Here is a 9,220-nt window from a genome sequence, read left to right as displayed (position 1 = left end):
AGCCCGGTGAAAGAAACGAAGAAGTTTGATATCCTGCGGCCGGTGGCAGAGGGAGAACGGGCCTTGAAATTAGGTGCAGGCGGCGTGATCTGTTTCGCCAATGATTTGCTGCCGATAGATGCCAGAAACTGGTATATACCGGCCGGGCTGTTGTAAAATTATCAATAAGTATTTTAAGGAATAACCTTTGCTGATTTTGAATGTGAGATTCAAGGCAGTAAGGGTTATTTTATATTTAGCTGAAAGTAAACGGTTTTTATTGCCGGGGAAATAAATATGTTTGAAGTTAAGACGAACTGCCTTTTGTCTTTGCCTTAGGTGTAGTATAATGAAAACATCTTTTAAAGAAAATGAGGCAGAAAATGCATTATAATGGAATAAAACAGGGTTACTTTATTGCACGACCCAATCGTTTTATTGCTCATATCGAGCTGGACGGGCAGGTAGAGGTTTGCCACGTGAAGAATACAGGGCGCTGTCGTGAGCTTCTGACGCCGAGAGCAGTGGTTTATGTGGAGTGCCATCATGACCCCAGGCGTAAGACAAAATATTCGTTGATTGCTGTCAGAAAGGGCAGCTTACTGATCAATATGGATTCGCAGGCACCGAATAAGGTGGTGGCCGAATGGCTGGCATCAGGCGAACTGCTGCCGGGTCTTACGCTGCTGAAGCCTGAATGCAGGTATGGTACATCGCGTTTTGATTTTTATGTAGAAACGCCACAGCAGAAGCTATTTATTGAAGTAAAGGGTGTAACGCTGGAGGAAAATGGTATAGCCATGTTCCCCGACGCGCCTACAGAGCGCGGCATTAAGCATTTAGATGAGCTGGCGCAGGCGGTGCGGTATGGTTATGCCGCCGCGGTGATTTTTGTGATCCAGATGCGCGGTGTGACCAGGTTTACACCAAATCGCCGCACACATGCGGCTTTTGCCGAAGCGCTGCGGCGGGCACAGCAGGCTGGCGTACAAGTGTTGGCTTATGATTGTGACGTAACGCCGGATGGCCTTAGTTTGGGAAAGCAGATTCCCTGCTGTTTTTAAATTGGGAGATATGCTATAATAAAAAATCTTAGCGCTGTGCCTGCTTCAAGAGCTGGGGCAGCATAAGGGCAGTACAGCTGAAAAAGAACGGAGCAGATTATGAGAGAATATACTAAGTTTTATATTACACCGAAGGGCGAAAGAGCCGCCCGCAGCGGCCATCCATGGGTCTATGCTGAAGAAATCACCAGGATCGAAGGCGAATACCAAAACGGTGATCTGGTCGATGTGGTAACAAACAAGGGCAAATATCTGGGCACCGGGTTTGTCAACGACCATTCCAAGATCAGGGTGCGCCTGATTTCGACCAATACCAATGATAAATTTGACGATGATTTCTGGGAACGGCGGTTGCGTTATGCGATCGATTATCGTCGTACTGTAATGCCAGGAGCCGATTTTAAATGCTGCCGCCTGATTTTTGGTGAGGCCGATCATTTTCCAGGTCTGACAGTAGACCGGTTCAATGACATTTTGGTTGCACAGACTTTATCACTGGGAATAGAAGTGCGGAAAGAGTTGATTTTTAACCTGTTGTACAAGATTTTACGTGAGCAGGGTGAGGAAATCAGGGGCTTGTATGAACGCAACGATGTGAAGATCCGCCTGCTGGAAGGCATGGAGGAAAACAAGGGCTGGTTTGCGTTTGCAGAGGCTGCAGAACCAGGGGAGCCGTTGACGGAAATCGTTGAAAACGGGATCAGGTATAATGTGGATGTGGAGAACGGCCAAAAGACAGGCTTCTTTTTGGATCAGAAGTACAATCGCCAGGCAATCGCCAAAATTGCCAAAGGCAAGCATGTACTGGACTGCTTTACCCATACGGGTGCGTTTGCCCTGAATGCGGCGGCAGGAGGCGCTGCTGCTGTAACAGCTGTAGATATTTCGGCCGAGGCAGTGCAGATGACGGACGCCAACGCCTCTAAAAACGGCTTGGATAAAGTCGTTAAAGGCTTGAAGGCCAATGTTTTTGATCTGCTGTCAGAGCTGGTCAATAATAAGTCCCGGGAATATGATTTTATTATTTTAGACCCACCGGCGTTTACAAAGTCGGGCAGTACGGTCAAAAATGCCATCCGCGGCTATAAAGAGATCAATTTAAAGGCTATGAAGCTGCTGCCGCGCGGCGGTTATCTGGCGACTTGTTCCTGCTCGCATTTTATGAAGGAAGAGCTGTTTGTGCAGATGCTGCATGATGCGGCTGCAGACGCCAATGTACAGTTGCGGCAGATCGAGGCTCGGCAGCAGTCGCCTGACCATCCGATTTTATGGAATGTCCCGGAGACGTATTATTTGAAATTTTATATTTTCCAGGTAGTTTAAGTTGTGATTTGGAGGCAAGATAATGCAGCTGCAGCAGTTATTGGAAGCTATGATCGCTTATATGGGCGGCGACGCCCGGCGGATCCAGCACTTTATTAAGGTACATGCCCTGGCGCAGTTGATCGGACGTCAGGAACAGCTGAACGAAAGGACGCAGTTTATTTTAGAAGCTGCGGCGCTGACTCACGATATCGGTATCAAAAATGGCGAGGCGAAGTTCGGCGCCGGTAAATGCAGCGGTAAAACGCAGGAGCTGGAGGGACCGCCGGCAGCGGCAGAACTGCTGGCAAAGTTAGGTTTTGCTCCTGACGTCTGCGAGCGGGTATGCTATTTGATTGGGCATCATCATACTTATACCAATATCGATGGTATGGATTATCAGATTTTAGTGGAAGCTGATTTTTTGGTGAATTTTTATGAAGATGGCATGAGTAAGGAGGCTATCCAGACTGCCTGCGGGCGAATTTTTAAAACGGCGTCTGGTATCAGGCTGTGCCGCCAGATGTTTGGAATTTGAATGATGTATAAAAAGCACTTGCCGTAATGAAGCAGGCAAGTGCTTTTTCTGTTATAAATAATCGTGGGAGCCTGCGCCTGCAGGAGCCGAAAATGGAACAGACCCTTATGGCAGCGGCTTATGCCGACTGATCGTAAGGGTCTGTTCACTATGTTAAGGAGAGGGGAACGCTTATTTAACTGCCGTCAGATATTTGTCAATGGCGGCTGCGGCTCCGCGTCCCTCGGCAATGGCCCAGACTACCAGGCTTTGGCCGCGGCGGGCGTCGCCAGCCGCAAAAATACCGGGGATCGAGGTCATATAATCATTATCATTGGCCGCAATAGTATTGGCCTCTGATCTGGCAAATTTAAATTCGTCAAATAACTGTGTTTCAGTGCCTATAAAACCCATTGCCAGAAGCACCAGCTGAGCTGAGACTATTTGTTCTGTTCCGGCGATCTCGACAGGAATTAAACGCCCGGCTTCCTTCTGCCAGTCAATCTGGCAGAGCCGCAGCTTATCGACTTTCCCATTTTTGCCGATAAATTCCTTGCTCATGATACAGTAGTCTCGCGGGTCCTGGTGGTACAGCTCGAAGGCTTCTTCCTGCCCGTAATCAGTTTTGAAAACACGGGGCATTTCCGGCCAGGGGTTATCTGCAGTACGGGAGTGGGGCAGGCAGGGCATGATCTCGATCTGTTTTACGCTTCTGCAGCCCTGACGAATGGCTGTCGCTACACAGTCGGTGCCGGTATCGCCGCCGCCGATGACGATAACGTCTTTCCCCTTGGCGGAAACAGCTTTTTTATCCTGCAGGCTGCTGTCTAAAAAGCTTTTAGTGACGCTGTGCAGATAATCCTTGGCAAAGTGGATGCCCTGCAGCTCGCGGCCGGGGATGGTCAGATCACGCGGTACGGTACTGCCGGTACAAAGGGCGATCGCATCGAACTGTTTCAGCAGTGTTTCCGAAGAAATTTTGTGGCCGATCTCACTGTTCAGTTCAAAGGTGACCCCGGCCTCTTCCAGAAGCTTGATACGTCGTTCTACCAGATGCTTGTCCAGCTTCATATTGGGTATACCATACATCAAAAGCCCCCCGGCGCGGTCGGCACGTTCATAGACGGTGACGCTGTGGCCTGCCTTGTTAAGCTGGTCGGCACAGGCCAGGCCGGCCGGGCCGCTGCCGATAACGGCAACTTTTTGTCCGCTGCGGTGAGCCGGCTTGTTGGGTTTGACATAGCCTTCTGCAAATGCTGTTTCAATGATATATTGTTCAAGATTGCGGATACTGACTGCACTGCCTGCCAGGCTGGCACTGCAGGCTCCTTCACAGGGAGCCGGACAGACGTGCGAGGTGAATTCCGGGAAATTATTAGTTTTATTCAGGCGCGCATAGGCGAAATGATCCAGCCCCTGATAAACAAAGTCGTTAAATTCCGGCATCAGATTATGCAGCGGACAGCCTGATAAGGCTTTGCCCAACATTACGCCGCTGTGGCAGAAGGGAATACCGCAGTCCATGCAGCGCGCAGCCTGTTTTTGCAGTTCTTCTTTGTGAGGCAGACTGCTGGTTTTGATTTCTTCCCAGTCTTTGATGCGCTCCTGAGGCGGGCGCAGCGCAAGTTCCTGCCGTTTGTAATCCATAAATCCGGTCGGTTTACCCATTATGCCTGCACCTCCTCAAATACTTTGATCGTCGCTTCCTGCTCGCTCATACCGCTTTGCAGGTATTGGGCGACTTTTTCGGTAACGCGCTTATAATCTTTGGGAATGACCTTGACAAATTTTTTGACGTAACTGTCCCAGTCTGCCAGAATCCGGCGGGCAATACTGCTGCCGGTATATTCTGCGTGTTTTAGGATCATTTTCTGCAGCTGCATGGTATCATTGATTTCCTTCAACTGTTCCAGCAGTACGATTTCTTTGTTACAGTAGCTCGAAAAGGTACCGTCTTCATCTAAAACATAGGCAATACCGCCGCTCATGCCGGCAGCAAAGTTCCGTCCGGTCTTACCCAGAATAACGACGGTGCCGCCGGTCATATATTCGCAGCCGTGGTCGCCGACACCTTCGATAACGGCATTGACGCCGCTGTTGCGAATGCAGAAACGTTCACCGGCAATACCGGAAATATAGGCTTCACCGCTGGTGGCGCCGTAGAAGGCAACGTTGCCGATAATGATGTTTTCGTGAGGATTGAAAGGCGCTTCTGCAAAGGGATGGATGATGATTTTACCGCCGGAAAGACCCTTGCCGACGTGGTCGTTGGCATCGCCTTCGAGACGCAGGGTGATACCGGGCGGTAAAAAGGCTCCAAAGCTTTGTCCGGCCGAGCCTTTGAAGTGCAGTCTGATCGTATCTTCCGGCAGGCCTTCCAAACCGTAAAGGCGAGTGATCTCACTGCCGAGGATGGTACCGACGACACGGTCGGTATTTTTGATAGGCAGCGTGATATCGACCTGTTTTTTGCCGGCGACAGCGGTTTTGCAGATTGCCAGCAGCTCGCGGCAGTCCAGCGATTTTTCCAGCTGGTGGTTTTGTTCGGTGGTGCAGACTTGGCTGGTGCCCGGTTCTACCTCCGGTTTATAAAGCAGCGGCGCTAAGTTAAGATTTTTATTTTTCCAGTTACGCTCCGGTTTAGCCAGCAGTACTTCCGTACGTCCCACCATTTCGTCGATACTGCGGAAGCCCAGTTCGGCCATATATTCGCGAACCTCCTGGGCAATGAAGTGCATAAAGTTGACGACATACTCCGGTTTGCCCTTAAAGTTACGGCGCAGCTTCGGGTCCTGGGTAGCGACGCCCATAGGACAGGTATTCAGATTGCAGACGCGCATCATAACGCAGCCCAAAGCGATCAGCGGCGCAGTGGCAAAGCCGAACTCTTCGGCACCCAGCAAGGCGGCGATGATCACGTCGCGTCCGGTCATCAGCTTACCGTCGGTTTCCAGAGTCACACGGTTGCGCAGGTTGTTGAGCAGCAGCGTCTGATGGGTCTCCATCAGTCCCAGCTCCCAGGGCAGTCCGGCGTGGTTGATACTGGTGCGGGGGGAAGCACCTGTACCGCCGTCGTAGCCGGAGATCAGCACTACATCGGCACAGGCTTTAACGACGCCTGCGGCAATGGTGCCGACGCCAACCTCAGAAACCAGCTTGACGCTGATTTTGGCACGTGGGTTGGCGTTTTTCAAATCGTGTATCAGTTCGGCTAAATCTTCGATCGAATAAATATCGTGATGGGGCGGCGGTGAGATAAGGCCGATACCGGCAGTAGTCCCGCGGCATTCGGCGATCCAGGGATAGACTTTACCTCCGGGCAGCTGACCGCCTTCACCTGGTTTGGCACCCTGGGCGATCTTGATCTGGATCTCATCCGCGTTGACCAGATAATTGCTGGTAACGCCAAAGCGGCCTGAGGCCACCTGTTTGATAGAACTGCGCTTACTATCGCCGTCAGGCTGGGGACGGAAGCGGGAAGGATGTTCGCCGCCCTCGCCCGTATTGGACTTACCGCCGATACGGTTCATAGCGATCGCCAGACATTCGTGCGCTTCCTGGCTGAGTGAGCCGTAGCTCATTGCGCCGGTTTTAAAACGTTTACAGATGCTGTCTACAGATTCTACCTGTTCGATAGGTATCGGCAGCCGCTGCGGAGTGAAGGTCAGCATACTGCGCAGGTTCTGATTGGTAAAAGCACTGCTGTTCAGTTCGCTGGAAAAGCGTTTGAACATAGTGTAATCGTTTTCGCGGCAGGCCTGCTGCAGTGCAAAAACAGTCTGCGGATTGAACATATGCCGTTCGCCGCCGCTGCGCCATTGGTAAACACTGCCGGATTCATAGCTGCACAGATCAGACGCATCAGCTTTGAAGGCCGGCAGATGACGCAGCTCTACTTCTTTGGCGATCTCGTCCAGGCCGATCCCTTCCAGTCGGGAAGGTGTGCCGGTGAAATATTTTTCGATCACACAGCTGCTGATGCCGATAGCTTCAAAAATCTGGGCGCCGCGATAAGACTGCACTGTAGAAATACCCATTTTGGAAAGGATCTTGGCGATACCGTGGGTGCAGGCGTCGATATAGTTTGCGGTGGCCTGCTCTACTGTAACTCCGGTGATCATACCGTTAGAGCACATTTCTTCGATCGTTTCAAACGCCAGGTAGGGATTGATGCCGCTGACGCCATAGCCAAGCAGCAGTGCAAAATGATGCACTTCGCGCGGTTCGGCCGATTCGATAATAATAGAAGCTTTGAGCCGGCTGCCGCTTTTGATCAGATGATGATGCAGGCAGGCGCCGGCCAAAAGGGCAGGAATAGCCGCCATTTCTTCGTTCATTTCACGGTCAGATAAAATCAGAATACATTTATCCTGTGCGATCATAGCGTCAGCCTGTGCACACAGACTGTCAAGTGCGTGTTTGAGCCCTGTGCCGCCGGCGGCTACCGGGTAAAGCATCGGCAGTGTCGCCGCCTGGAATTTAGGCTGCTGGATATTTTTGAGCTTGGCCAGCTCGATATTGCTCAAAACAGGCGATTCGGCTGAAATTTGCCGGCAGCTGTCAGGCTGCGGGTCGATCAGGTTTTTCTCCGGACCGATGCCGCTGGTCGTATCAGTAAACACTTCCTCGCGAATAGCGTCTATAGGAGGATTGGTGACCTGGGCGAAAAGCTGCTTGAAATAGTTGTATAAAAGCTGCGGTTCTTCGGATAAAACGGCCAGTGGAGCGTCGTTGCCCATCGCTCCCAGCGGATCTATCCCCTTAGTAGCCATTGGTTTCAGAAACTTAGTCAGGTCTTCCAGCGTATAGCCAAAAGCCAGTTGCCGTCGCAGCAGGGTTTTGGGATCGGGCTTCGGCAGCTCGGTAGTGAGCTTGATCGCATTCAATTTAATAAGGTTTTCGTCCAGCCATTTGCGATAGGGCTGTTCGGTAGCTATTTTATGTTTGATCTCGTCGTTACCGATGATGCGGCCTGCTACAGTATCGATGACCAGCATCCTGCCCGGCCGCAGACGGTCTTTTTTGACAATGGTCGCCGGATCCAGATCGACGACGCCGACCTCGGAGGCCAGAACGATCGTATCATCCTGAGTAATGTAATAGCGGGAAGGCCGCAGACCGTTGCGGTCCAGAGCGGCGCAGATAGTGCGTCCGTCGGTAAAGGCCATGGCGGCAGGTCCGTCCCATGCTTCGATCAGAGAATTATGGTATTCAAAAAAAGCTTTCAGATCCGGATCGATATGGGGATTTTTGCCCCACGGTTCGGGAATCATCATCATTACAGCATGCGGCAGGCTGCGTCCCGACATGACAAGAAATTCCAGACAGTTATCGAACATTCCCGAATCAGAGCCGGTTTCGTCGATGATAGGCATGATATCTTTGATCTTGCTGCCCCAGAGGCTGTTGCCGCACATCGTTTGGCGGGCGCGCATCCAGTTGATGTTGCCGCGCAGGGTATTGATCTCGCCGTTATGCATCAAATAACGGTAAGGATGGGCGCGTTCCCAGCTGGGAAAGGTGTTGGTGCTGAAACGGGAATGGACTAAAGCCATTGCTGTTTCCATAGAACTGTCCTGCAGGTCAGAATAAAAAGAACCCAGCTGCTCCGTAGTCAGCATCCCTTTATAAACGATAGTCCGTGAAGACAGGCTGGCGATATAAAAATACCTGCCGCCGCGTAGCCTGCCATAGCGAATATGATTTTCGGCCTGACGGCGGATGCTGTACAGCTGTCGTTCAAAGGCATTATCGTCGATGCTCAGCCGGTCGATGATCTGTGGGCTGGCCTTGATAAAGACCTGCGCCATGAACGGCTGGCTCTGGCGTGATTTTTCACCCAGTACCTCCGGGTCGACCGGTACGTTACGCCAGCCTAAAAGCTCCTGTCCGTTTGCAGTAACAAGCTTTTCAAAATGACGCTGGGTGTTTTCTCTCTCTACAACGTCAGGCGGCAGGAACATAAAGCCAACGGCATAATGGCCGGGCTGCGGCAGTTCGATATCGAGCTTGGCACATTCTTTGACCAGAAAGGTGTGCGGCAGCTGAAGGAGGATACCCGCGCCGTCGCCGGAATTCATATCGGCGCCTTGTCCGCCGCGGTGGTCCATATTGCGCAGCACCACTAAAGCCTGCCGCAGGATCTTGTTGGATTTACGGCCTTTGATGTTGGCGACGACACCCAGACCGCAGGCGTCGTGCTCGAACCAGGGATCATAAAGCCCCTGCTTGGGCGGTAATGAAGTATACATGTGATTTTCCCCTCTCAAAGCAAATTATATCTATATACAAAACTGCAAGTTTAATTATAAAATACGCAAAAAAGAAATGCAAATTGTATACATTATATTTTAAAGTC

General features: G+C 51.3%; 5 protein-coding genes. 3 read left to right on the top strand and 2 right to left on the bottom strand.

Features of this window, described 5'->3' with window-relative positions:
• The first annotated feature begins 362 nt into the window (after window positions 1–362).
• The 3 genes from sfsA to C8D73_RS10970 all read left to right on the top strand — a co-directional run bounded on the left by sfsA (window position 363) and on the right by C8D73_RS10970 (window position 2,883).
• Window positions 363–1,043, top strand: a complete 681-nt coding sequence (sfsA, locus tag C8D73_RS10980) for a DNA/RNA nuclease SfsA (RefSeq protein WP_113078224.1) — start codon at window positions 363–365, stop codon at window positions 1,041–1,043.
• Between the two features lie 99 nt (window positions 1,044–1,142).
• The gene (locus C8D73_RS10975; RefSeq protein WP_113078223.1) at window positions 1,143–2,366 is read left to right on the top strand and encodes a class I SAM-dependent rRNA methyltransferase; all 1,224 of its coding nucleotides are present in this window, start codon (window positions 1,143–1,145) and stop codon (window positions 2,364–2,366) included.
• 22 nt (window positions 2,367–2,388) lie between these two features.
• Window positions 2,389–2,883 carry an HD domain-containing protein gene (locus C8D73_RS10970; protein ID WP_021717798.1) on the top strand — a complete coding sequence of 165 codons (495 nt, stop codon included), beginning with the start codon at window positions 2,389–2,391 and terminating at the stop codon, window positions 2,881–2,883.
• 171 nt (window positions 2,884–3,054) lie between these two features.
• On the opposite strand, the gene C8D73_RS10965 is transcribed toward C8D73_RS10970, so the two are convergent.
• Both C8D73_RS10965 and gltB read right to left on the bottom strand, forming a co-directional pair.
• Window positions 3,055–4,530, bottom strand: a complete 1,476-nt coding sequence (locus C8D73_RS10965) for a glutamate synthase subunit beta (RefSeq protein WP_113078222.1) — start codon at window positions 4,528–4,530, stop codon at window positions 3,055–3,057.
• A complete protein-coding gene (gltB, locus tag C8D73_RS10960) occupies window positions 4,530–9,113 on the bottom strand; it encodes a glutamate synthase large subunit (protein ID WP_113078221.1) in 4,584 nt (1,527 codons plus the stop codon). Before gltB ends, C8D73_RS10965 begins: the two co-directional genes overlap by 1 nt.
• Window positions 9,114–9,220: the final 107 nt, after the last annotated feature.

The sequence above is a fragment of the Phascolarctobacterium faecium DSM 14760 genome, assembly GCF_003269275.1.
In the GTDB taxonomy this organism is placed as follows: Bacteria; Bacillota; Negativicutes; order Acidaminococcales; family Acidaminococcaceae; genus Phascolarctobacterium; species Phascolarctobacterium faecium.
This window is presented reverse-complemented; position numbering and strand designations above follow the sequence as displayed.